Here is a 24,254-nt window from a genome sequence, read left to right as displayed (position 1 = left end):
TCGGTTTAATTATGGCGATGATCTGTTTATTAGATCGCGTCATTATTGGAATAAACTCATGAAAAAATTACGACTTATACGTTTTAAAAAAGCGTGGTTGGTTTCTGCTATTTCAGTGGTGTTATCTCATCAAGTGATGGCGGAAAACCAGTTAACACAACTAATTGAGCAAGCGTTATCCTCTGATGCGAGAAGAGAGCAAATATATGAACAATCTCAAGCGATGCGAGCGACAGGTATTGCGAGCTCAACATTGGCTGATCCAACATTAAAAGTAGGATTTGGCGGTTTACCTGTTGATAGCTTTAAGTTTGATGAAGATCCAATGACGAATATATCTGTAGGATTAATGCAGAAATTTGGTCGTGGCTCGAGTTTGGATTTACAGCAAAAACAAATGGGGCAACAAGCGGATGTATTAGCGATGCAAGTGCAAGTTCGTGAACTAGAAGTTGCCAATGCGATTAGTCAGTTATGGATTGAACTTAGTTTTTTACAAAAAGCAGAAGTGATCTTGCATGAAAATCGTCGTTTGCTGAGTGAGATGGAATCTTATATTAGTACCAATTACTCCATTGGTAAAAGTGAGAGCCAAGATTTATTGCAAGCGCAATTGCAACTCACTCGCTTAGATGAAAAAGTGCAAACCAACAAGCAATCTCAAGAGCGAATTTATGCACAGTTAACGGAATGGTTACCGAATTTATCACAACAACAGTTAGATAAAATTAAACCACTTAAATGGGATTATTTAGAGCAAATTCTAGCGACAAATACACATAATGCTACTGATTTTTATGAATTATTAAAAATCAATCCAACCATAAAAATGAGCGAATTGGCCATTGTTGCAACGAAAACTAAAGTGGATATTGCTGATGAATCTTATTCGCCTCAGTTCGGTGTAGAAGTGATGTATGCCTATCGTCAAGCTAATGGTATGGGAGGTCAACCTGCATCAGATTTAGTTAGCGCTTATGTCACCATGGACATTCCCTTATTTACAGACAAACGACAAGATCAAAATTATGCAGCTGCTCAGTATCAAGTGGGATCTGCGAAATCACAGCGTGATGTGTTATTGCGTCAAATGAATGCGAAAGTGAATGCATTATTAGTGGATAAAAGCAATCTAGAGCAGCGTCTTACTCGCTATGACGAAACGTTACTGCCTCAATCAAAGGAGAGAACAAAAGCGGTTGAGCGTGGCTATGAAAATAATACCGCACAATTTAACGATGTCATTTTAGCCTCTAATGATGAGCTGAGCTTAGAGTTAGAAAAACAACGGTTAATGAGTGATTTAGATAAAACAAAAAGTAAGTTAGCTTTTTATCTAAACGGTTTTAATTATCACGTATCTGCCCCGCAATTGTCGCCGTCTAAGTATTAAGGAATAAAACATGAAGTCATTAAAAATTGCCGTACTATCAGTGGTTATTGGCGGTGCTATTGGTGCTGGAAGTATGAACTTATATTCAGCACATTCAATGAATATGGTATCGATGAATGCTGATAGTGCCTCAGTCAGTTCGAATAACGAACCTTTATATTGGGTTGCTCCAATGGATGCAAACTATCGTCGTGATCAACCGGGTAAATCACCAATGGGCATGGATTTAGTTCCAGTGTATGCGGATGATACTCAAGGTGAGAAAGCAGCGGTAGGGGCCGTTACGATTGACCCAAGCGTAGTTAATAATCTCGGAGTGAAAAGCGCATTCGTAGAAAAAACTATTCTTTCACCAAATATCGATACCGTTGGTTACATTGCTTTCGATGAAAGTAAATTATGGCAAGTCAACGTACGAGCGGCGGGTTGGGTTGAGAAACTGAATATCAACGCGATTGGCGAGCGGGTAAATAAAGGTGATGTACTATTTACACTTTATTCACCGGAGTTAGTTAAAGCACAAGAAGAGTTGTTGAATGCCTATCGAACAGGTCGTAAAGGTTTGGTAAAAGGTGCGCGAGAACGTTTGTATTCATTAGGTGTTGATAAAGTCCAAATTAACTCTATTGTTAGAACAGGTAAAGCCAATAAAAACATAGAGATAAAAGCAACTTCAAATGGTGTAATCGCGAGTCTTAATATTCGTGAAGGAGGGTATCTATCACCTTCACAAATCGTAATAACCGCTGGCCCATTAGAGGACGTATGGGTTGATGCCGAAGTATTTGAACGTCAAGCTCATTGGTTATCTTCAGGTAATAAAGCAGTAATGACACTGGATGCGGTTCCTGGAAAAACATGGGAAGGTGAAGTGGACTATGTTTATCCCATTCTAGATCCAAAAACTCGTACTATGCGTATGCGCTTGAAGTTTGATAATCAAAATGGTGCATTAAAGCCAAATATGTTCGCTAATATAACTATACAGCCTAAAACCAAAGAGGAAGTGTTAACTATTCCACGTCAGTCTGTTATTCGTGCGGGTGGTATGACACGCGTTGTATTAGATGAGGGAAATGGTAAATATCGCTCTGCTCGAATCGTGGTCGGGCGAGAAGCTGGCAGTAAGACAGAAGTCGTTAAAGGTTTGAAAGAAAACGATAAAGTAGTTACATCAGCTCAATTTTTATTGGATTCTGAGTCAAGCAAAACCGCCGAATTAAGCCGTATTAATGGCCCTGAAAACAGTATTTGGATATCGGGTGATATCACTATGTTAATGGCTGATTTTGGAATGGTGACTTTTGAACATAAAGCCGTTTCACAATGGGATTGGAAAGCTGGGGAAATGAATTTTTCGGTTGATAAGGAGATTGATTTAACTTCTTTTCGTGAAGGTGAAGCGGTTCAGTTTCTAGTTCAAAAGATAAATGATGAATATCAACTACTTGAGATAGAAAAAGAAGGGGAAGCATTATGATCCCCGCAATTATACGTTGGTCTATTAAAAATCGATTTTTAGTTTTAGTTGCTACTTTTGCTCTTGTTGTTGCAGGAATTTACAGTGTAAAGAATACGCCTGTTGATGCTTTGCCGGATCTTTCAGATGTTCAAGTGATCATCAAAACAAGTTACCCAGGACAAGCACCACAAGTGGTGGAAGATCAGGTTACTTATCCTTTAACGACTGCCATGTTAGCCGTCCCAGGAGCTGAGACCGTTCGAGGTTATTCATTCTTTGGCGATTCTTATGTATATATCATTTTTAATGATGATACTGATATGTACTGGGCACGTTCGCGTGTTTTAGAGTATTTAAGTCAAGTTGCGCCTAAGTTACCAGCAGAAGCAAAACCCACATTAGGTCCAGATGCAACCGGTGTTGGTTGGGTGTACAGCTATGTATTACAAGACAAAACCGGTCAGCATGATCTTGCTGAACTGCGCAGTTTGCAAGATTGGTTTTTAAAATATGAATTGCAAACGGTTGATGGTGTATCGGAAGTCGCTACGGTAGGCGGAATGGTAAAGCAATATCAGGTTGAAATTGATCCTGATAAGTTGAGAGCCTATAACTTAACCTTACAGCAGGTTAATAAAGCCATCAAAGAGGGAAATCAAGAAGCTGGCGCGTCTGTTGTTGAGATTGCAGAAGCTGAACATATGGTACGTACATCAGGTTACTTAAGCAGTATTGAAGATATTCAATCCTTACCACTAAAAGTAACAGATAAAGGTACGCCACTGTTATTAGGTGATATTGCTGATATTAATTTGGGCCCACAAATGCGCCGAGGGATCTCTGAGTTTAATGGAGAGGGGGAAGCCGTTGGTGGTGTGATTGTGATGCGATTTGGTGAGAACGCCAGCGAAGTTATTGCTAACGTGAAAGAAAAGTTAACTCAACTTCAAAAGGGTTTACCAGATGGCGTTGAAATAAAAGCCACTTATGATCGCTCAACATTAATCGATCACGCCGTGAAGAACCTGTGGGAGAAATTAGCTGAAGAGTTCATTGTTGTTGCTATTGTTTGTGCTCTGTTTCTATTTCATATACGTTCTTCATTGGTCATCGCATTAAGTTTACCCGTTGGAATCTTGAGTGCTTTTATCGTAATGCATTGGCAAGGTATTAACGCCAATATCATGTCTTTAGGTGGTATTGCGATAGCCATAGGCGCAATGGTGGACGGCGCGATCGTAATGATCGAAAACGTTCATAAGCATATAGAGAAAACCCCATTAACGGATAAAAACCGTTGGCAAGTGATTGGTAAAGCGGCAGAAGAAGTCGGGCCTCCATTATTTTTCTCATTACTTATCATAACGTTAAGCTTTGTACCTGTATTTGCTCTTGAAGGGCAAGAAGGGAAAATGTTTTCTCCGTTAGCCTTTACTAAAACCTTTGCGATGGCGGCATCTGCTGGCTTAGCTATTACGTTGGTACCCGTATTAATGGGTTATTTTGTACGAGGAAAGATCTTACCTGAGCATAAGAACCCAATTAATAAAACATTGGTTTCATTATATCGACCGTTACTTAATGTGAGCTTGCGTTTCCCTAAAACGATGTTACTTGTTGCTATGGTATTGATGGGCTCCGCTTATTACCCAATAACTAAGATGGGAAGTGAATTTATTCCTCCGTTAGATGAAGGGGATTTAATGTATATGCCAACGACGTATCCTGGCATCTCTATTGGTAAAGCGCGTGAATTATTACAGCAAACCAATAAGTTAATTAAAACTGTACCAGAGGTAGACACGGTCTGGGGAAAAATAGGTCGAGCAGAGACGGCAACGGATCCAGCACCTTTAACGATGATTGAAACGGTGATTCAGTTCAAACCTAAAAATGAATGGCGTGACGGCGTCACAACTGAATCAATTAAAAACGAGCTAGACCAACTGATTCAATTTCCCGGAATTACAAACGCATGGGTAATGCCGATTAAAACTCGTATCGATATGTTGGCGACAGGGATTAAAACACCAATTGGAATAAAAGTAGCAGGACCAGATCTTAACGTTATTGAAAAGATAGGTGCTGAGTTAGAACCGATTTTAAACAATATCCAAGGAACGACTTCTGTTTATGCTGAACGGGTTGCTGGTGGTCGCTATGTCACGATTGATATTAAACGCCGTCAAGCTGCCCGATATGGACTAAATATTAAGGATATTCAGCAGGTTATATCAACAGCCGTTGGTGGAATGAATGTTGGTGAAACCATTGAGGGTCTAGAGCGTTATCCAATTAACGTTCGGTACCCGCAATCGTATCGAGACTCAGTCGTTAAATTACAAAACTTGCCTCTTATCACATCGAGTGGTGCTCGAATTGCTCTGGGTGATGTAGCGGAGATCCGTTATGAAGATGGGCCACCTATGATCAAAACTGAAAATGCACGTCCAAATGGCTGGGTATTTGTTGATATTGATGGAAGGGATCTTGGTTCATATGTTCATGAAGCACAGCAAGCAGTACATGACCAACTGAATCTTCCTGCTGGTTATTCGTTGGGGTGGTCAGGGCAATATGAGTATATGGAACGTGCTAAAGACCGTCTAACCACAGTTGTCCCAATTACGATTGGTATCATTATGTTGCTTTTATATTTGAGCTTTAGACGATTTGGTGAAGTGTTAATTATCATGGGGACATTACCGTTAGCTATGGTTGGTGGTCTCTGGTTAATGCACTTACTTAATTTTAACTTTTCGATAGCAGTGGGTGTTGGCTTTATTGCATTAGCGGGTGTTGCTGTCGAAATAGGTGTGATCATGTTGGTTTATTTGAATCAGGCATGGCATGAAAAACAGCTTACAGCACAAGAGCAAAACAATGTATTAACTCAACAAGATTTAACTCATGCGATTGAAGATGGCGCTGGTTTACGTGTTCGTCCTGTGATGATGACGGTACTAACCGTGATTATAGGTTTAATCCCAATTATGTATGGCTCAGGCACAGGTTCTGAAGTGATGCAACGAATAGCCGCTCCTATGATTGGTGGAATGGCGTCAGCTTTATTATTAACGCTACTTGTATTGCCCGCGGTATTTAAATTATGGAAACAATCGCAGTGTAAATAAGGTTTATACCATTTTTATTGGTGTTCAAACCCATTATTAATGGCTTACGAAATAGGTAGTAAGCCATATATCAATTAAGAAATGAAAGGAAAATCAAATGAAAAAAACAGTATTAGCAATAGCATTAACACTTGTTGCAAGTTCAGCAATGGCAGAGATGGACCACAGTAAAATGGATCATGGTTCAATGGATATGAGTAAGATGGACGGTATGTCGATGAAAGATATGAACGCGGTAGGTATGCCAGCAACAGGTATGAAACCAGATAAAGTCGTGCATGTGATTTTGTCTGATGATATGAAAATTACCTTTAAGAAAGAAGTGAATATTGAACCAAATGATATTGTACAATTTGTGATTATGAATACAGGTAAAATTGATCATGAATTTGCTATTGGTAATGAAGCTGAACAATTAGAACATCGTGAGATGATGAAGAAGATGGCTTCAGGTCATGCGCATGATAGCGGCAGTGCAGTAACTGTAAAACCGGGTAAAGCAAAACAAATTATTTGGCATTTTCATGGTGATAAGAATGTGGAGTTTGCCTGTAATATTCCGGGACACGCAGAAGCGGGCATGGTAAAGAAAATTACATTGTAATACCAACGTAACTAATTAGATGATATGAAAAAGCGGTAAGGAGGGTGGCCTTACCGCTTTCTTTCATTAAGAGCGCAACTATAACTTAAAGAACGACAGTTGTTGTTTCTGCTCTTCAGCTAGTCGAGACAGTTCTGAACTTGCAATGGCGCTTTGGCTGATACCTGTAACGTTTTGGTTCACTAATTCTGACATATTAACGACGTTACGGTTAATGTCTTGAGTTACTTGCGATTGCTCTTCAGCAGCTGTAGCAACTTGAGTGTTCATGTCGTTAATGGCATTGATTGATTCAGTGATACCAATTAACGCATCGCCAGCTTTTGCCGTTAGCTCTTTATTTAACTCAAGCATATCAAGGCTGGTTTGCATACTTTCATTAGCTAAACCAGATTGCTCTTGAAGGGCTTCAATAATGGTTTGGATCTCTTGAGTTGAAGATTGCGTACGTGCAGCAAGTAAACGAACTTCATCCGCTACCACAGCAAAACCACGACCAGATTCACCAGCACGTGCCGCTTCGATGGCTGCGTTTAGAGCAAGTAGGTTAGTTTGCTCTGAGACGCTACGGATCACTTCAATAACGTTATTAATTTGTTCAGATTGCTCTTTTAGACGATTAACAACTACCGCAGCATCCGTTAATGCAACGGCCATTTTTTCACTTGCATCCGTACTTTGAGTAAATACATCTAAACCAGCTTTAGCTAAATCACTGGTGTTTTGAGCAGTTTTATCTGCAGCTAATGCATTATCACTTACGTTGTTAGCGGTACTAGATAGCTCGTTTACCGCAGAAGCAACTTGTTCAATTTCACACAACTCTTTTTGAGAGTTAAGCTCAGCTTCATTCATTACGGCTGCAAGTTCAGTCGATGCTGAAGCCACGCTTTGGTTGATGTTGTGAAGCTCTTCAATGGTTGCTTGAAGTTGAATAGCGGTGGTGTTGATGTCTTGGCTTAATTGAGCAATTTCGTTTTCGCCATCAATATCAGTACGAACCGTTAAGTTACCTTCTGCTAATTTACGGATAACCAATTGAAGTTTTTGGATAGGGTGAACGATCAACCCTGATAACCACCAAGATGTTACTAATGAAATAACAAAAACAATAAGAACAGTGATAATTGCATTATGTTGAACTTGCGTGTTTCTTTCTGTGCTTTTGTTTATTTCATTGGTAGAGGTATCATTAATTTTTGCAGATAGCGTATTAATTGATTCCGCCATAATATTCCCTAACTTGCTGTATTGAGCAATTAGTGAACGGTAATCTTCGCCAGTTGTTATTCCTTGCTCTTTTTGTTCTTGAAAGTTAAGAATCTTTTTAGAGAAATCTAAATAGTCATGAACCGTTTTTTTAACTATTTCAGCATCAGAGTTGAATGTTTTATGGGCAGAAATTTCAACAAGAAGTTCATTTAGGATCTTCTCATTTTGGCTTAAATTCTTTAAGAAATCGATTCTACGTTCATGATCATAGATAGCATAGACTGCGCTGATACGCATTGGGTACATATGATCATCAATTTTTGCCAATTGATCTTTGTAGAAAATAAATGAAGTCGTATTACTATTTAGAATATCTTGCTCTTTATCAAGGCTTACTGACGTATACCAAAGAGAAAAGAACAAAGCCAATGCTGTAAATAATACTGGCAGTAAAACTTGAACGCGAATAGACGTATTTTTAAGTGAAAATTGCATTTTCAGCCTCTGTAATTCGAAAAAATATCGTTAGATATGTCTCATTGTTAGAATTTTCTCGAAATATAGACCTTTGTCACATTCTTGTCGATTGAAATTGTAACTAAATGTGTATTTTTAATTGATCTAGATTAATTGAACGTAAATTCATTTTTTATAGATACAAAAAAGCAGCAAGAGATTAACCTTGCTGCTTTAATTCGCTATGGATACTTACATTACAACTTAAAGAATGATAACTGTTCTTTTTGTTGTTCAGCCAGCTTTGATAGTTCATTACTTGCACTTGCGCTTTGGCTGATGCCCGTAACATTTTGATTGACTAATTCAGACATGTTTACCACGTTGCGGTTAATATCTTGAGTTACTTGAGATTGCTCTTCAGCAGCCGTTGCCACTTGCGTATTCATATCATTGATCGATGCTATCGAATTGGTAATTTGAAGTAGGGCATCACTAGCTTTTGCTGTCAGCTCTTTATTTAATTCTAGCTTGTCTAAGCTCGATTCCATGCTTGCATTCGCAAGGGTAGATTGCTCTTGAAGTGATTCAATAATCGTTTGAATCTCTTGAGTTGAATCTTGCGTGCGAGCTGCAAGCATACGAACTTCATCAGCAACAACCGCAAAACCACGACCAGATTCACCTGCACGTGCAGCTTCAATTGCCGCATTCAAAGCGAGTAGGTTCGTTTGATCAGATACGCCACGAATAACTTCAACGACATTGTTGATCTGCTCAGATTGTTCTTTTAATCGATTAACAACCACTGCCGCGTCTGTTAGTGCTGAACCCATTTCTTCACTTGCTTTGTTACTTTGAGTAAAGATATCTAATCCATTATGAGCTAATTCATTTGTATCACGTGCTGTTTTATCTGCCGCTAATGCATTGTCACTCACGTTATTTGCTGTGCTTGATAGCTCATTAACAGCAGAAGCGACTTGTTCGATTTCACTTAGCTCTTTCTGTGAGTTGTTTTCCGCTTCAGTCATCACAGCCGCTAGTTCTGTTGATGCTGCCGCAACGTCTTCACTGATGCGTGATAATGCTTCTACTGTGGTTTGCAATTGAGATGCTGTGGTATTGATGTCTTTGCTTAATGTTGCAATCTCATTATCACCATCGGCATTAGCTCGTACCGTTAAATCACCTTCAGCTAAGCGACGGATAATTAATTGAATTTGTTGAATTGGGTTAACAATTAAGCCTGAAAGCCACCATGCAGTGATCATCGAAATAATAAACACAGCTAAAATAGTTAGACCTGCTGTGGTTTTCACTTGAGTGTTTTTCTCATAGCTTTCTTTCATTGCGATATCAGAAAACTCATTTACACGTTGAGAAAGGGCATTGATAGACGAAACCATGCTATTACCAATATTACGGTATTGCGAGATAAGCGCATCGTAATTTTGAGAAACGGCCTGCCCACTTTCTTTTTTATTTAGGTATTCAATAACCTTATGAGAAAACTGAACGTAGTTATTGATATTTGTGCGAACGAGGTTAACTTCTTTAGCGAATGTTTTTCTTGCTTCTAGTTCATCCAGTAATACATTGATGTCATCTACTTTATTTCGTAATTCAGCCGTGAAGTTTGCACGACGATCCGTATCGTAAATGGCATAAACGGCACTGATACGTAGCGGATAAACTTCATCGTCAACTTTTGCAAGTTGGTCTTTATAGAAGACGAAAGAATCAGTATTGCTAGCAATAATATCTTGTTCTTCCTCAAGTGTAGAGGCGGTGAAACCTAAAGAAATGAACAGAGCTAGTGCGGTGAGTACAACGGGTAGTAAAACTTGAATACGTATAGACGTATTTTTTAATGAAAATTGCATTAAGGCCTCTTAAATTTGAGAAAATGATTGTAAATTTATATTTATTTTGCATTTTCTCGAATTTTAGACTTTTGTCACACTTTTGTCGATGGGAGATGTAACAAAAAATGGCAATTTTAAATTTTTATTAGATAATCTTGGTTAAATTGCTGTTTAAATCATCATTCTTTATTTATGTTTATTTAGTTTTCTGACATTTCAATTTCGTAAATCTCATCAGCAATATCTTGAGTTTTACGTTCAATAATGGCTTGAGCATCAGCTAATCCCTGATTATAAAAGACAGGCCCTGTTTGCTTAATGATGAAATCTAATAAGAACTCTCCATCAAATTGCCCCAACTCATGGTCCAACTCTTGTTCGAAATAACGTTGAAATTGTTGGATTAATTCGTCACGTTTGTTCTTTGGAATATTAATCGTTGGCATTGTACTTCCTTGATTTATTGAAGATATTGTTATTGTACTGATAAAAAATGAAGACTCAAATTGGGAAAGAACACCCTTAGAGATGGAATTTTCTCCAAGGGTATGAGTTTTTAGAGACTAGGAAGTAAGGTTTCGGGCATTAAATGATTATAGGTGGCTTCTTCTAATAATGAGTTGGCTTTTGCAATGTCTGGTGCAAAGTAACGATCCTTATCATAAAAATCGACACGTTCACGTAATAGTGATTTTGCTATTTCTATTCTATCTGAGCTTTTATTTGGCGCTCTAAAATCGAGCCCTTGAGCTGCCGCTAATAGTTCAACAGCCAAAATACCACGTGTGTTTTCTGCCATATCACCTAACCGACGTCCTGCAAACGTCGCCATAGAGACATGATCTTCTTGGTTTGCTGAAGTTGGTAAACTGTCAACTGAAGCGGGATGCGCTAGTGTTTTATTTTCGCTAGCTAATGCGGCAGCGGTTACTTGAGCTATCATAAAACCTGAATTTACACCGCCATTGTCGACTAGAAATGGAGGTAACTTGCTTAATCCACTGTCAATTAAAAGCGCCATTCGACGTTCCGATAAGCTACCAATTTCTGAAATGGCTAAAGCAAGGTTGTCTGCTGCCATTGCGACGGGCTCTGCATGGAAGTTACCACCAGAAATAATGTCACCATCATCTGCAAAAACAAGCGGATTATCAGAGACTGAATTGGCTTCAATCTCTAAAATATCAGCGGAGTTTCGAATTTGCTGTAAACAAGCACCCATCACCTGTGGTTGACACCGAAGTGAATAGGGATCTTGTACTCGCTCACAGCATTGATGAGAAAGACCGATTTCACTGCTTTGAGCTAAAAGGTGTCGATAAGCAAGTGCGGCATCCATTTGGCTGCGATGACCACGTACACGATGAATTCGCGGGTCAAATGGTTTACGACTACCAAGAGCAGCTTCCACAGACATGGCACCACAAACAGTGGCTGAAGCGTAAAGATCTTCAGCCGCAAATAAACCTTCAAGTGCAAATGCTGTAGAGGCTTGAGTACCATTAAGTAGGGCTAGTCCCTCTTTGGGTGCCAGCGTTATTGGAGTTAATCCTGCTATGTCTAATGCTTCTTTACCTGAAATTATTTTATCTTGATAGCGAGCTTCACCTTCTCCTAATAGGACTGTACTCATGTGAGCTAATGGAGCAAGATCCCCAGAAGCGCCAACAGACCCTTTTTTAGGAATACACGGATAGACTTCTGAATTGACTAATTGTATTAAAGCGTCAATAACTAAAGGGCGAATTCCTGAGTAACCTCTAGAAAGACTATTTATTTTGAGAACAATCATCAATCGAACGGTCGCATCATCCATAAATTCACCAATACCAGCGGCATGGGAAAGAACGATACTGCGCTGTAGTGTTTCTAAATCTTTTTCAGCAATACGTGTATTAGCGAGTAAACCAAACCCTGTATTAATACCGTAAACGGTTTTATCTTCTTTAATTACTTGAGCAACAACATCTGCACTGATGAGCATATCTGGCAGAGCGTTAGGATCTAACGATAATTTTGTAGGGTGACGGCTAACTTCACGTAACTGTTTCAGGGATAACTTACCTGGAGTAATGTCTAATGAATACATAATTTTCTTCTCATTATAATTTTATTAGTATTAATTTATTTGTTAGGTACAGATAACATAGGTAGATCTAGATTTTGCTCTTTTGCACAATTGATCGCTATATCATAACCTGCATCAGCATGTCGCATTACACCCGTTGCCGGGTCATTATGTAATACTCGACTGACACGTTCAGTTGCCTTATCAGTGCCATCACATACGATGACCATACCTGAATGTTGTGAGAAACCCATGCCTACGCCTCCACCATGGTGTAAGGATACCCACGTTGCTCCAGAGGCAGTATTGAGCAGGGCGTTTAATAGCGGCCAGTCAGACACGGCATCTGAACCATCCATCATGTCTTCGGTTTCACGGTTTGGACTGGCGACAGAGCCGGAGTCAAGATGATCACGACCAATGACGATAGGGGCTTTTAACTCTCCATTTTTTACCATCTCATTGAATGCTTTACCGAGACGAGCACGATCTTTTAGTCCAACCCAGCAGATACGTGCAGGTAACCCTTGAAATTGAATGCGTTCACGTGCCATGTCTAACCAATTGTGAAGGTGTGGATTATCAGGGATCAGTTCTTTTACTTTTTGGTCGGTTTTGTAAATATCTTCAGGATCACCAGATAGAGCAGCCCAACGAAATGGTCCTATACCTTCACAAAATAGAGGACGAATATAAGCAGGGACGAATCCAGGGAAATCAAAGGCATTAGTGATGCCTTCTTCAAAAGCCATTTGTCGAATATTGTTGCCATAATCTACCGTTGCTGAGCCTGATTTTTGAAGAGATAGCATTGCTTCTACTTGAACTGCCATTGATTTTTTGGCTGCATTCACAACATTGATTTCATCTTTTAAGCGCATTTTTGCTGCGTGATCCATTGACCACCCTTGAGGTAAATAGCCATTAAGAGGGTCATGAGCAGATGTTTGGTCAGTGGTAATGTCAGGAACAATTCCACGCTTTACAATTTCAGCATAGATATCAGCAGCATTACCTAATAAACCAACAGAAATAGGAGAGCCCGAGTGTTTTGCTTCTTCAATGATAGAGAGAGCTTCACTTAGTGTTGTCGCTTTACGGTCTACATAGCCAGTACGGAGACGGTAATCGATACGAGATTCATCACACTCAACCGCTAGCATTGAGAAGCCAGCCATGGTTGCAGCAAGAGGTTGAGCGCCTCCCATACCGCCAAGCCCACCAGTTAGGATCCAGCGACCTTGTGTATCACCATTAAAATGCTGCTTTGCCATTGCAACAAAGGTTTCGTAAGTTCCTTGAACAATACCTTGTGAACCAATGTAGATCCAACTGCCAGCCGTCATTTGACCGTACATCATTAAACCTTGTTTATCGAGTTCATTAAAATGCGCCCAGTTAGCCCAATGTGGAACTAAATTTGAGTTCGCAATTAATACTCGTGGTGCATTAGCATGAGTTTTAAAAACTCCGACGGGTTTTCCTGATTGCACCATTAAGGTTTCATCATCTTCTAGACGAGTTAATACTTCGATGATTTTATCGTAGCATTGCCAGTTTCGTGCAGCACGGCCAATCCCCCCATATACCACCAAAGCGTGGGGGTGCTCTGCAACGTCAGGGTGTAAATTATTCATTAGCATTCGAAGTGGGGCTTCTGTTAACCATGATTTAGCCGTTAACTCGACTCCTGTCGGTGCAATGATAGTACGAGATTCATCCAGTCTAGGGTTAGATGATGTTTGTGTCATTATTGCTTCTCCTTGCTATTACATATTTGATTTCATGCCGTGAGCGATGGTCCAAACGAGCCGAGCAACTAAACGTGCCGTTTGATTATCAATATCAAAGGTAGGATTAAACTCAGCGAGATCCGCCAGTAGTAATTTGGATTCGCCGTGTTGGTTTTTAGCTTTTAAAATATCAGGTAACAGTGATTCTATAATCTCTAATGAAACACCACGCACTGCAGGAGCGCTAACCCCCGGTGCGCATGACGCTGGAAATACGTCGATATCGATAGTGAGATAAAGAAAATCGTTTTGTTCAATGAATTCGGAAAGAGCTTGTTTAATTTGAGGTAAATTTAATAGGTTCATTTCAATATCATCAAAATGAAGCACACCTAACTGTTTTGCTTTGTGATAAAGAGCTTGAGTATTACTGCCTTTATTTAGACCTAAACATGCATAGTTGAAAGGCCAATGTTGAACATGACAAAATTCTGATATTTGGTGGAATGGCGTTCCAGAGTTGCCGTATTGTTTACTTGATTGAGAGGTGGAACTTGATGGTAATTGAGGTAAGTTCCTCAAATCAAAATGCGCATCGAAATTAATGATTCCAATACGTGGTGGAGCTGTAGGTGATGTTAAAAGAGCTTTGTTTTGTAAATAACGAGCAATGCCTTGAAATGATCCCCATGCCACTTCATGACCACCGCCGAAAACAATAAGTTGATGCCTATTGGCTAAGGCTGATTTTATTTTGATCGCGAGTTGCTTTTGAGCTAATTCAAGGTCGCCATCATTACACTGGATATCACCTCCATCGTAAACATCGCTTTGATGGTGCCAAGCTAAATTAGCTAATGCACGGCGAATAACCTGAGGAGCGGCATAAGCTCCCTTGCGTCCTTTATTACGAATAACGCCTTCATCGCAGGCAAAGCCTAATAGCATTATGCCATCTTGATTTGTACTTTTTGCCTCTTTTACTTTTTGATGCCATCGTAAACCAAGTTCCCCATCTTCATGATCCACTCTTCCGATCCAGTTTGTCATGTTGCTCGATGTATTATTTTTCATGAAAAATCTCTCCATCGACAACTCTAGCTATTAGGTCAGGTACCCCTAATCGATAGGAAAGTTCAGCCGGTGACTCCAACTGCCAAATGGCAAAATCCGCCTCCATACCAACCGCTATTTTTCCTCTGAAATGTTGCAACCCAAGCGCTTGTGCTGCATGACAAGTGACGCCACGTAGTGACTCTTCTGGCGTTAATTTAAATAAGGTACAGGCCATGTTCATTATTGTTCGCAATGAAGCAATAGGAGAGGTTCCGGGGTTAAAATCTGTCGCAATAGCCATTGGTACCTTATATTGCCTTAATAAAGGAATTGGCGGGAGTTTGGTTTCTTTTAGATAATAGAAGGCTCCGGGAAGTAGAGTTGCTACGGTATTATTTTTTGCTAATGCTTTAACACCATTTTCATCAAGGTATTCGATATGATCGACAGAGTCTGCTCCCATGGCGGCGGCTAAAGCACTCCCTCCAAGGTTGGAGAGTTGTTCTGTATGCCCCTTAATTCTTAATCCATGCTTGAGTGCCGTACGAAAAACGCGTTCACATTGTTTGGTTGAAAATCCAATACCTTCGCAAAATACATCGACATGATTAGCAAGATTCAATTTAACCACTTGAGGAATGATCGTATCGCAAATTAAATCAATATATTCATCGGAGCGGTTTTTGTATTCAGGAGGGACTGCATGTGCAGCAAGAAGTGTAGAGGATACTTTCATGTCAGGTAGTTCAGATATACGTTTCACTACCTTAAGCATTTTGATTTCATCATCAAGAGTTAGACCATAGCCAGATTTAATCTCAATTGTAGTTACGCCGTCACGTTTGAGACCTTCTAAGCGATGAACCGCTAGGTGATAAAGTTTGTCTTCACTTGCTTCACGTGTTGCTTGTACGGTAGATAAAATGCCGCCACCTTGTTTTGCTATCTCTTCATAAGGTATGCCTTGCAAACGTTGTTCGAATTCGTTTGCACGATTTCCTGCAAAAATAAGATGTGTATGGCAGTCAATAAAACCGGGAGTGACTAATGCGTGCGCACAATCAATAATATCAGGATGGCCATGTAAAATAGAGGGACAGGGCTCACCAACGTATTCAACTTTCCCGTTTCTTACTCCAATCATGACATCTTTCACCACTTGGTAGCCATCAGAACCCGTCTGCTGTTTATTCACCATAGAAACAAGATGTAAATTAATAAAAACTCTGTCCATACGTCATGTCCATTTTTATCTGGTTATCGTGATAAAAAACTATATGTATATACAAATAAATAGTCTGTTTTTGATGAAAAGACAAGATGGGATGTAACGAAGTTGTGATCAAAAGTACAATTATTAATCATTGCACTTTTATAATTGTGAAGAGGGGAAGCGATGAAGTACGAGCTGGGAAAATTAAACTTTACTGCGAGACGTTAACTTATATCTATCACCGGGATGATACAAAAGTGCAATGCTAACTAATTTGTCTTCACTCCAAGTTCGACGGTTCAGTAATAAGCAGGGCGTTTTATTATCCATATGCAAAAGTTCGGAGACGTGTTCATTTGGAATGATTGCTTCCACAGAATGTTCTATATCACTTAAAGGGCAAATCTGAACCAAATATTCATTCGGTGTTTGCAATGTAAAATCTTGTTTTAGATAATCTTTTACAAATGAAGGATTAACCCATCGGTCTTCTAACTGAATGGGAATATCATTTTCGTAATGAACAATTTGAGTAAAATAAATCGAAGTATCATTACGAACCCCAATCTTTAAAGCAATATCATCTTTAGCTATTACTTCTTCTTTTTTAATTACTTTGCTACTGTAATGGTGGCCACGTTGGTGTACTTCTGTTGCTATATTACGAATTTCCATCAGAGGTGATTCAGCTTTTTTATGACAAACAAAGGTGCCTAAGCGTGGTGTTCGCTCTAATAAGCCTTCATTTACAAGCTCTTTAATGGCTTTGTTTGCTGTCATACGACTGACAGAAAATTCATTAGCAAGATCTATCTCCGTTGGTATTTTATAGCCAATAGGCCAAGTTCTTGTTTGAATTTTTTCATTAAGATATTGCTTTATCAGTAAGTAACGAGGTTGGCTCATAGTGTTCTACTTTTAAATTGACTATACAAATAAAAGCAATTTTTTGAATAACTTTCAAGTTAAATTGTTATTTATTAGATCAGAGTAAGTTAGATGAAATCATTTCATACTCAGAGTAAACTGTGCCTGAAACCAATTCAAAATGATTAGAGCATTATCAATGCATTTATTAGATAGATTAACCATTCGTCTTTTTCATGATGAAAGACAGAAGCAGTTTTCAGGTGATCATGCGAGAAGTTTGGGATGGAGCTCTACTGAATCTCAATTTTTGCGTTTTAAAACGATGACGCAAGCAATCAACTTTGAGCAAAAAACGGTGTTGGATTTGGGCTGTGGTTACGGTGATTTTAAAACATTTTTAGATATGAGTTGTTGTATTAAGAGCTATACCGGTGTTGATCAACAGAGCAGTTTTATCAAGCAGGCGAAATCACTATTTAAACACCATACAAATTGTGAGTTTATTAAAGCCGATTTTTCTGCAACGACATTACCAAAAGCCGATATCGTTATTGCAAGTGGGTCTTTAAATTATCGAGCTAGAAATAAAACCTATCATGCAAAAGTGATTAAAGACATGTATGAGAGAGCGGAAGAGGCCGTTATTTTTAACTTATTGAATAGTGAACATTTTACATCGTCGAGTCTATTAGAAGCGCATGACCCACAGCAGGTGTTGAAATACTGTTTAAGCTTTTGTCCAGACAGTGAATTAATAACTGGTTATGCAGATGAAGATTTCACAATCGTAATGCGTCATACCAATAGCAGTAAATAACCAATACAAAAATGGCTAATCGAAGTGATTAGCCATTTTATTTTTATCTTATTGAGATGAGTTTGGATTATTTAAAATCAAGTAACTCAACATCGAAAATAAGTACTGAACCCGGTTGGATAGAGCCAGCTGAACGGTTACCGTAAGCTAAGTCGCTAGGGATAAAGAAACGCATCTTTTGGCCTACAACCATTAATTGAACACCTTCAGTCCAACCTTTGATCACTTGATTTAAACCGAATTCAATTGGCTCGCCACGCTCAACAGAGCTATCAAACACTTTTCCGTTGATGGTTGTACCATGGTAATGCACTTTCACTTTGCTTTTTGCTGTAGGGTGCTCAGTACCTGTCCCTTCTTCAAGAACAAGATATTGAAGGCCAGAAGCCGTAGTTTGAACACCTTCTTTTGTTGCGTTTTCAGCAAGAAAAGCATTACCAAGCTCAATATTTGCTTTCGCTGCTTTTGGATTATTCACAAAGTGTTGAAATAGCATATAACCCAATACGATTACTGCTAGTGTGATAATGATTTTAGACACATTATTTCCTTATATTTAAATCAATTATTTTTCTAATAGGTAACGGATTGTATCAGCGATTTTCTTAGGATCATCATGACCACCGATTAATACGTTGTATTTTCCGTTAACAACAAACGTTGGTACAGAGCTGATGCCTGATTTTTCAGATAACATTTTCGCGTTATCTACTTTTTTGATCAGAATATCGCGTTGCTCTTCATTGAAATCGTATGGACTTACTAAGCCACGTGAAGTGAAGGCTTTAGAGTAAGCTTCTTGTTGTTCTGTTAATGTTGTACCTTCGCCCATTTGGGTTGCTGCGAATAAATCTTCCATGAATGCGTGATCTGGTGCGCCATCTACTTGCATTTCAGCAGCATAGTAAAACATTGATGCGATGTGTGCTGATTGGTTAAAAGTAATGTGCATTTTACCAATGTCGGTTCCAGCTTCTTGGCTGATTACTGGTAAAAAGTTTTCCATATTACGGCAATGACCACAAGAAAGGGCGAATACTTCAGTAACCGGAGCTATGCCATCATTTTCTAATGATGTTGATAAAACTTCGTATTGTACGCCTTCTTTTGGATCGTTATTGTCGCTACACGCTGTTAAGAAAAGAGCAGAAGAAAGGATCAGTAACAGTGGTTTGATAAAGGATTTCATAAGAATTCTCATAGTTTATGATTTCGAATGAAAATAGCATGAAATGAAGAAAGTAGAAATGAAATAGGACAACAAATGTTGTCCTATTTTGGTAAATATGTGTAAAGATTTTATATAATTAGACTTTACGCACTTGGATAATCATGCCCATGAGAGGGTGGTCGATATAGTGAGTTTCTCCACTACGCATCTGACGCTTCTCTTTCATACGGTAAGATTTAAGAAATTCTTTAATCTCTGTATCTGGGGTTACATCTTCAAGATGACCAAGTTGAATGTTCTCATTCATTGGTTGAGCTGGTTCTAATTCTGCTGCAGTAACTTCAACGGCTTCTTCGTTGTTTTCTTCATTTGCAACAACATCAGTCGATTCTTCAACTAGTGCTTCTTTTTCTTCAGGCGTATTTACAATAAATTCATGCTTACCTGGAACTTTAAGATCTAGCTCTGTTTTTACGTATAAATAATGTTGTACGTAAACTTGCATTGTTCCATCAAGCTCTAGAATTGGACCAGATTGAACTGTTGGTGTTTCTGGTGCTAGATTTTCATCACCCTCAACAAGCGCTGGTGTCGGTGCAGGAGCATCTAAAGGAACTAAAGATAAGTCTGCTTTAGCATCAGCAATGGTTCGGCCATCCGCAACAAAACGATCTGAGAAATCTTGACCTGCTTGAATATGGAAAATAGGAGAATGAGAAGAGCCTGAATCGCCTTGACGCCAAGCTACATGCACTAATGGTTTGAAGCCAGCATGGTTCTGAAGTTTTTGATAAACGTCATTTAGCTTGTATTGCGAAATTAAAAAAGCACCATTTTTGCTCATCATGGCTTTGTCGCGATATGAGAAAGCACGATCCAAATTAATTGGATCCAAAACATCAGGCCAAGCCTCTTGATAAGATGATGGTTCTACGTTGCGTTTAAAAATAATAACTTCAATATCAAATTGGCGAGCAAAAGAAGGCCAACTTGCTAGTAAAATCAACGCGTAAATTATTTTTTTCATTCATACTCCGGTGAAAAAGGGCTCTAAAGCTTCAATCATCCATAAGTGAAGCTATAAATTTGGTTTTTCTTATAATTTAAACCTAATAACTAGATTCTATTTTCGTTGAACAGTTTGAGCAAGTCCATTACGTATTTAATTCGTGTTTGTCTCTCTGTTAAGTCTTTTATAAATTTGACTTTGGTTGGGCCATCTAGAGCAAAACCCGTAGGATCTTTCTGTAATAATGACACAAGGAACATAGGGTTTATGTCAGCAGTAGGTTCAAATTCAATGTAACCACCGTTACCATGTGCTTCTAATTTCTTCACTTTTAATGAAGCGGCTAACATTTTCACTTCTGAGCTGATCAACAATGTTTGCGTTGCTTCTGGTAGAGTGCCGAATCGGTCAATGATTTCTACTTTCAGTTCATCTAATTCACCGTTGCTTGATACACTTGCAATACGTTTATATAAAGATAGGCGAGTATTAACATCTGGTATGTAATCTTCTGGAATTAACGATGGTAAACGCAGTTCAACTTCGGTTTGTTCGCGCAGTAAATCATCTAAAGAGGGTTCTTTACCTTCTTTTAATGCTTCAACGGCTTGCTCTAACATTTCCATATAAAGCGTAAAGCCAACAGATTGAATTTGACCACTTTGACCGTCACCCAACAATTCACCTGCACCACGAATTTCTAAATCGTGTGTTGCTAAGGTAAAGCCTGCACCTAGATCTTCAAGTGAGGCAATCGCGTCTAAGCGCTTTCTTGCATCTTTGCTTAACGCTTTAGGATGCGGTGTTAATAAATACGCATACGCTTGGTGATGCGAACGCCCAACACGGCCTCGTAATTGGTGTAGTTGTGCTAAACCTAGCTTGTCAGCTCTATCCATAATAATGGTGTTGGCTGTTGGTACATCAATACCGGTTTCAATAATGGTGGTACAAACAAGCACATTAAAGCGTTGGTGGTAAAAATCCCCCATGATTTTTTCTAGCTCGCGCTCTCGCATTTGACCATGAGCCAAAGTAACACGAGCTTCAGGGATTAGTTTTTCAATCTCTTCTGCTGCATTTTGAATCGTATCAACGTTGTTGTGCAGTACATAAACTTGGCCACCACGCTTAATTTCACGCAGGATGGCTTCTTTAATCACATCATCTGCTTTTTCACGAACAAAAGTCTTGATAGCTAAGCGTCGAGCTGGTGGTGTAGCAATGATAGAGAGATCACGCATACCACTCATTGCCATATTCAATGTACGTGGGATAGGTGTTGCTGTTAGCGTTAAAATATCAACGTCGGCACGCATGGCTTTTACTTTCTCTTTTTGACGCACACCAAAGCGGTGTTCTTCATCAACAATAAGTAAGCCTAAATCATCAAATTTGATGCTATCTTGCAGTAATTTGTGTGTGCCGATCAGAATATCTACTTTACCTTCAGCGGTTGCTGCTAGGATTTCTTTTTGCTCTTTGGCCGATTTAAAGCGAGAAAGTACTTCAACACGAATAGGGAAGTTTGCAAAACGGTCTCGGAAGTTTTCAAAGTGTTGTTGAGCAAGTAAGGTTGTAGGAACCAATACCGCCACTTGTTTTTCATTGTGTGTAGCTAAGAAAGCAGCACGCATGGCAACTTCTGTTTTACCAAAACCAACATCACCACATACAAGGCGATCCATGGCTTTGGCTTGGCACATATCAGATAACACCGCATTAATAGCCATGTCTTGATCGTGCGTCTCTTCAAATGGGAAACTCGCTTTAAAATCAGCATAGGCTTCGCGATCTTGTTTGAAGGCAAAACCGGGTTTAATGGCGCGTTTTGCGTATACATCTAACAGCTCAGCAGCGACATCACGCACTTTTTCTGCGGCTTTACGACGCGCTTTAGTCCACGCTTCACCACCTAATTTATGAATAGGAGCGGTTTCATCAGCACCGGCTGAATAGCGACTGATGAGGTTTAACGAAGACACAGGAACGTACAATTTGGCTTGATCTTGGTACTCAAGCATCATGTATTCTGCTGGCATATCACCAACATCTAAGGTTTGAAGCCCCATGTATCGACCAATACCGTGGTCTAAGTGAACAACAGGTTGCCCAATTTTTAGCTCAGCTAGGTTGCGAATAATTGTATCACTACTTGCTGACTGCTTATCACCACGACGGCGACGCTGTATGACACGCTCACCCAATAAATCACTTTCACAGATGAAAGCAACGCACGGGTCTTGAAGAATAAAACCACGTTCGGCAGAGCCGATAACCAAGGTCGCTTTGTTTTTATGCGACATGGCTTCTTTCATGGTTTCACAAATAGCGGGTTTGAGCTTAATGCGAGCTAAAAGTTCCAATAACGCTTCACGGCGACCTTCTGATTCAACAGAGAAGATAACCTGTCCACTGAATTTCTCGTAAAATTGACGAAATTGAGCAAAAGGTTCTTTGTTTTGATGCTGAATTGCAATTTCAGGTAACTCAAGCAGATCAGGATTAAAACGACCTGCTTTTTCTTTTTCTGGTTCTTTAGAGAGTTTTACACGCGGATACTGCTTAAATAAAGCAAACATATCGGCGGTATTTAGCCAAAGTTCATTAACAGGAAGAAGAGGGCGAAGCGGGTCAACTCGACGTTGATCATATCGATATTCAGCATCGGCTAAGAATTCATCTGCCGCCTTCTCAATATCACCAATAGTAACCAATAATGTGTTGTTTGGTAGGTAATCAAACAAGGTCTCTGTTTCATCAAAAAACAGTGGTTGCCAATATTCGACACCAGCAGGCCATGTACCTTTACTGATCTGTTGATATACAGATTCTGGTTCACGTCGAGCATCAAAGCGTTGACGCCAACGAATACGGAAATCTTCTATTGCCTCATCATCGGTTGGAAATTCATGAGCGGGCAATAGGTTGATTGATTTAACTTCTTCAATCGTACGTTGATTTTCAGGATCAAATTGACGAATTGAATCAATTTCATCATCAAAAAAATCGATTCTAAATGGGTGACCATTGCCCATAGGGAAAAGATCAATAATGGAACCACGGCTTGCATATTCACCATGACTCATAACTTGATCGACATGTAAGTACCCAGATTTTTCTAATTGCAGCTTTAATTTGTCAAACGACAGTCGATCGCCAACGTTAACCACTAATGCGTGTTTATGAAGAAACGATTGAGGAGACTGACGTTGTAATAATGTACTTACTGGAACGATCAGAGTCCCATTCTTCTGTTGTGGAAGATGGTACAGGCGCGATAGACGATCTGAAATGATATCCTGATGCGGTGAAAAACTGTCATAAGGTAAGGTTTCCCAATCAGGAAAAACATCTACTGCATTTTGAGAAAACTGTTTAATTTCATTTTGTAGACGAAATGCCAATTGAGGCTCAGTAACAGCAACGATGATAGGTCCTTGGTGCTGCTGCTCTATCTCAGCAATCGCGAGAGCAAGAGAAGAACCAGTAAGATTACCAACAGAGCGAGTATCATTCGCTTTAGTTGGTAACGAGAGAGACAGTAAATTTTTAATAGGCATCAGGATATTCAATTATTAAGTTAAGTTTCTTTCTTGTGCGCGAAGTTTTAATATTTTTTGTTGCTGGAAAAGAGCCGCTTTGATCAATAAGTCTTGATCGATATCACGGAGCAATTCATAAGCCATTTCGATGTTAAAACCGTTGTCAGTTTCAGTGCACTGCGTCACCGTAGCGTAACAATAAATAGCTGAAGGCGGATGTTCTAAAAACAACTTAACTTTGGCTTTTTGACCAATAGTTAATGCAGAGTCTGTTTGGTAAGTAAACTTACTTGCGCCAAAGCTTAACGTTTTATGACGATAATCTGCGTCATCTTGTTGAATTAACAAGTAAGAAAGAAGTAGGTTAAGTTTTTGATTTTGATTGTTTAAATAGTTAGCTAGACGCTTTCCATCATCTTGTTTTAAAAAAGATAATTCGCTTTCAGACACATCGTCTAAGGCGCTGCACTCTTGAGCAACACGAAATGGAGCGGGGATTTCTCGCTCAAACGTTTCCATGTTTGGTAGTGAAGTATCAACAGCAAGTGGCTCTACATTGATAGTTAAATCATAGTGAACCGAAAAATATTCATCGTGCGACATAAGCGTCCCTCTATTTATTATTCATTAATTATGGCGAAGT

General features: G+C 39.3%; 18 protein-coding genes. 5 read left to right on the top strand and 13 right to left on the bottom strand.

The features are described from left to right. Positions 1-58 precede the first annotated feature (58 nt). The 4 genes from HC728_RS15675 to HC728_RS15660 all read left to right on the top strand — a co-directional run bounded on the left by HC728_RS15675 (position 59) and on the right by HC728_RS15660 (position 6,593). Positions 59-1,393 carry a TolC family protein gene (locus HC728_RS15675; RefSeq protein WP_190395732.1) on the top strand — a complete coding sequence of 445 codons (1,335 nt, stop codon included), beginning with the start codon at positions 59-61 and terminating at the stop codon, positions 1,391-1,393. A gap of 10 nt (positions 1,394-1,403) precedes the next feature. After that, positions 1,404-2,873 carry an efflux RND transporter periplasmic adaptor subunit gene (locus HC728_RS15670; RefSeq protein WP_065604571.1) on the top strand — a complete coding sequence of 490 codons (1,470 nt, stop codon included), beginning with the start codon at positions 1,404-1,406 and terminating at the stop codon, positions 2,871-2,873. Beyond that, positions 2,870-5,989, top strand: a complete 3,120-nt coding sequence (locus tag HC728_RS15665; protein WP_065604572.1) for an efflux RND transporter permease subunit — start codon at positions 2,870-2,872, stop codon at positions 5,987-5,989. The genes HC728_RS15670 and HC728_RS15665 overlap by 4 nt, the downstream gene beginning before the upstream one ends. Positions 5,990-6,086: 97 nt before the next feature. Further along, positions 6,087-6,593: a cupredoxin family protein gene (locus HC728_RS15660; protein WP_190395731.1), complete on the top strand. Its 507-nt coding sequence runs from the start codon at positions 6,087-6,089 to the stop codon at positions 6,591-6,593. Between the two features lie 78 nt (positions 6,594-6,671). On the opposite strand, the gene HC728_RS15655 is transcribed toward HC728_RS15660, so the two are convergent. The 8 genes from HC728_RS15655 to hutC all read right to left on the bottom strand — a co-directional run bounded on the left by HC728_RS15655 (position 6,672) and on the right by hutC (position 17,105). Then, positions 6,672-8,300, bottom strand: coding sequence for a methyl-accepting chemotaxis protein (locus HC728_RS15655; protein WP_190395730.1), 1,629 nt, complete (start codon positions 8,298-8,300; stop codon positions 6,672-6,674). A gap of 218 nt (positions 8,301-8,518) precedes the next feature. After that, positions 8,519-10,147 carry a methyl-accepting chemotaxis protein gene (locus HC728_RS15650; RefSeq protein ID WP_065604575.1) on the bottom strand — a complete coding sequence of 543 codons (1,629 nt, stop codon included), beginning with the start codon at positions 10,145-10,147 and terminating at the stop codon, positions 8,519-8,521. A gap of 182 nt (positions 10,148-10,329) precedes the next feature. Continuing rightward, on the bottom strand, positions 10,330-10,575 hold the full coding sequence (locus tag HC728_RS15645) for a DUF2164 domain-containing protein (RefSeq protein ID WP_017018681.1): 246 nt from the start codon (positions 10,573-10,575) through the stop codon (positions 10,330-10,332). A 110-nt stretch (positions 10,576-10,685) separates the two neighbouring features. Continuing rightward, positions 10,686-12,218 carry a histidine ammonia-lyase gene (gene hutH, locus HC728_RS15640; RefSeq protein ID WP_017018680.1) on the bottom strand — a complete coding sequence of 511 codons (1,533 nt, stop codon included), beginning with the start codon at positions 12,216-12,218 and terminating at the stop codon, positions 10,686-10,688. Between the two features lie 35 nt (positions 12,219-12,253). Next, positions 12,254-13,948: a urocanate hydratase gene (hutU, locus tag HC728_RS15635; protein WP_155680316.1), complete on the bottom strand. Its 1,695-nt coding sequence runs from the start codon at positions 13,946-13,948 to the stop codon at positions 12,254-12,256. An 18-nt stretch (positions 13,949-13,966) separates the two neighbouring features. Beyond that, positions 13,967-15,004, bottom strand: coding sequence for a formimidoylglutamase (gene hutG, locus HC728_RS15630; protein ID WP_065604577.1), 1,038 nt, complete (start codon positions 15,002-15,004; stop codon positions 13,967-13,969). Then, positions 14,994-16,220, bottom strand: a complete 1,227-nt coding sequence (hutI, locus tag HC728_RS15625; protein ID WP_190395729.1) for an imidazolonepropionase — start codon at positions 16,218-16,220, stop codon at positions 14,994-14,996. The genes hutG and hutI overlap by 11 nt, the downstream gene beginning before the upstream one ends. Positions 16,221-16,403: 183 nt before the next feature. Next, positions 16,404-17,105 (bottom strand): histidine utilization repressor, encoded by a 702-nt coding sequence (gene hutC / locus HC728_RS15620; protein ID WP_012535523.1) that lies wholly within the window; start codon positions 17,103-17,105, stop codon positions 16,404-16,406. Positions 17,106-17,265: 160 nt separating this feature from the next. Here hutC and HC728_RS15615 point away from each other — a divergent pair, with 160 nt between their 5' ends. Then, positions 17,266-17,886 (top strand): class I SAM-dependent methyltransferase, encoded by a 621-nt coding sequence (locus tag HC728_RS15615; RefSeq protein ID WP_017018676.1) that lies wholly within the window; start codon positions 17,266-17,268, stop codon positions 17,884-17,886. A 67-nt stretch (positions 17,887-17,953) separates the two neighbouring features. Here HC728_RS15615 and HC728_RS15610 read toward each other — a convergent pair whose 3' ends face one another. From HC728_RS15610 to HC728_RS15590, 5 genes are all read right to left on the bottom strand, one after another. Continuing rightward, positions 17,954-18,427: an FKBP-type peptidyl-prolyl cis-trans isomerase gene (locus HC728_RS15610; protein WP_012535474.1), complete on the bottom strand. Its 474-nt coding sequence runs from the start codon at positions 18,425-18,427 to the stop codon at positions 17,954-17,956. A 24-nt stretch (positions 18,428-18,451) separates the two neighbouring features. After that, on the bottom strand, positions 18,452-19,075 hold the full coding sequence (locus HC728_RS15605; RefSeq protein ID WP_065641215.1) for a thiol:disulfide interchange protein DsbA/DsbL: 624 nt from the start codon (positions 19,073-19,075) through the stop codon (positions 18,452-18,454). 118 nt (positions 19,076-19,193) lie between these two features. Continuing rightward, positions 19,194-20,084: a peptidoglycan binding protein CsiV gene (locus HC728_RS15600; protein WP_190395728.1), complete on the bottom strand. Its 891-nt coding sequence runs from the start codon at positions 20,082-20,084 to the stop codon at positions 19,194-19,196. An 89-nt stretch (positions 20,085-20,173) separates the two neighbouring features. After that, entirely contained in the window at positions 20,174-23,629 is a 3,456-nt protein-coding gene (gene mfd, locus HC728_RS15595; protein ID WP_190395727.1) for a transcription-repair coupling factor, read from the bottom strand. Between the two features lie 15 nt (positions 23,630-23,644). Then, on the bottom strand, positions 23,645-24,214 hold the full coding sequence (locus tag HC728_RS15590; RefSeq protein WP_012535462.1) for a hypothetical protein: 570 nt from the start codon (positions 24,212-24,214) through the stop codon (positions 23,645-23,647). Positions 24,215-24,254 lie beyond the last annotated feature (40 nt).

This window comes from Aliivibrio sp. S10_S31 (assembly GCF_014694495.1).
GTDB classification, from domain to species: domain Bacteria; phylum Pseudomonadota; class Gammaproteobacteria; order Enterobacterales; family Vibrionaceae; genus Aliivibrio; species Aliivibrio fischeri.
This window is presented reverse-complemented; position numbering and strand designations above follow the sequence as displayed.

Coding starts and splice junctions, on each gene's coding strand:
- HC728_RS15675 (WP_190395732.1), top strand. CDS start 59: ATGAAAAAATTACGACTTATACGTTTTAAAAAAGCGTGGTTGGTTTCT.
- HC728_RS15670 (WP_065604571.1), top strand. CDS start 1,404: ATGAAGTCATTAAAAATTGCCGTACTATCAGTGGTTATTGGCGGTGCT.
- HC728_RS15665 (WP_065604572.1), top strand. CDS start 2,870: ATGATCCCCGCAATTATACGTTGGTCTATTAAAAATCGATTTTTAGTT.
- HC728_RS15660 (WP_190395731.1), top strand. CDS start 6,087: ATGAAAAAAACAGTATTAGCAATAGCATTAACACTTGTTGCAAGTTCA.
- HC728_RS15655 (WP_190395730.1), bottom strand. CDS start 8,300: ATGCAATTTTCACTTAAAAATACGTCTATTCGCGTTCAAGTTTTACTG.
- HC728_RS15650 (WP_065604575.1), bottom strand. CDS start 10,147: ATGCAATTTTCATTAAAAAATACGTCTATACGTATTCAAGTTTTACTA.
- HC728_RS15645 (WP_017018681.1), bottom strand. CDS start 10,575: ATGCCAACGATTAATATTCCAAAGAACAAACGTGACGAATTAATCCAA.
- hutH (WP_017018680.1), bottom strand. CDS start 12,218: ATGTATTCATTAGACATTACTCCAGGTAAGTTATCCCTGAAACAGTTA.
- hutU (WP_155680316.1), bottom strand. CDS start 13,948: ATGACACAAACATCATCTAACCCTAGACTGGATGAATCTCGTACTATC.
- hutG (WP_065604577.1), bottom strand. CDS start 15,004: ATGAAAAATAATACATCGAGCAACATGACAAACTGGATCGGAAGAGTG.
- hutI (WP_190395729.1), bottom strand. CDS start 16,220: ATGGACAGAGTTTTTATTAATTTACATCTTGTTTCTATGGTGAATAAA.
- hutC (WP_012535523.1), bottom strand. CDS start 17,105: ATGAGCCAACCTCGTTACTTACTGATAAAGCAATATCTTAATGAAAAA.
- HC728_RS15615 (WP_017018676.1), top strand. CDS start 17,266: ATGCATTTATTAGATAGATTAACCATTCGTCTTTTTCATGATGAAAGA.
- HC728_RS15605 (WP_065641215.1), bottom strand. CDS start 19,075: ATGAAATCCTTTATCAAACCACTGTTACTGATCCTTTCTTCTGCTCTT.
- HC728_RS15600 (WP_190395728.1), bottom strand. CDS start 20,084: ATGAAAAAAATAATTTACGCGTTGATTTTACTAGCAAGTTGGCCTTCT.
- mfd (WP_190395727.1), bottom strand. CDS start 23,629: ATGCCTATTAAAAATTTACTGTCTCTCTCGTTACCAACTAAAGCGAAT.
- HC728_RS15590 (WP_012535462.1), bottom strand. CDS start 24,214: ATGTCGCACGATGAATATTTTTCGGTTCACTATGATTTAACTATCAAT.